Raw genomic sequence first — 744 nt, forward strand, 5'->3', positions numbered from 1 at the left:
CGGTGCAGCTCTGGCCCGGGCCGGAGCCGTCCCGGCGGCTGTGGTCCAGCCCGCAGCGGTGCCGCCCGCGGTGGTCGCAACAGCGGCCGCTCCTGAGGCGCTGAGCCTGCCCGTCGGGGCCGAGCCGGACGGCACACCGGTGTCGCTCGACGTGTCCGTCTATGGCCAGCCCGGTGGCGGGAAGCACCCGGTCGTCCTGCTGGCGCACGGGTTCGGCGGCACGAAGGAGTCGGTGGCAGGGCAGGCCATCGACCTGCAGGCCCGCGGCTACGTCGTCGTGACGTGGACGGCGCGGGGCTTCGGCAAGTCCGGCGGCCGGATCCACCTCGACGACCCGAGGTACGAGGTCGCCGACGCCCGTGCCCTCGTCGACCTCGCCGCGAAACGCCCTGATGTGCAGCTCGACTCGCCGGGCGACCCCCGGGTCGGCGTGATGGGTGGGTCCTACGGCGGGGCGCTCGCGCTGCTCCTCGCCGGCACCGACCCGAGGATCGACGGAGTCGTCGCGGCCATCACCTGGAACGACCTGTCGCAGGCGTTCTTCCCGCAGGCGGCGGTGTCGCAGGCGCCGACGACTCCCGCCGGGCGGGCCTCGATCCCGACGCCGGGCCCGTTCAAGCAGGACTGGGCCGCCAACTTCTTCATGGGCGCCCTCGCCCCGGCACGCGCCGGTGCCGGAGCCACGGCGGGCGCCGGAGCCACAGCGGGTGCCGGAGCCACGGCCGGTGCCGGAGCCACGGCCGG

1 protein-coding gene is annotated in these 744 nt (G+C 75.8%); it reads left to right on the plus strand.

All coding sequences use genetic code 11. The features are described 5' to 3' along the window. Positions 1-744, plus strand: a 744-nt coding sequence (locus tag N864_RS22820) for an alpha/beta fold hydrolase (protein WP_034722995.1), incomplete at both ends; no start/stop codon positions are given.

Origin of the sequence: Intrasporangium chromatireducens Q5-1, assembly GCF_000576575.1 — a bacterium.
Taxonomy (GTDB): Bacteria; Actinomycetota; Actinomycetes; order Actinomycetales; family Dermatophilaceae; genus Intrasporangium_A; species Intrasporangium_A chromatireducens.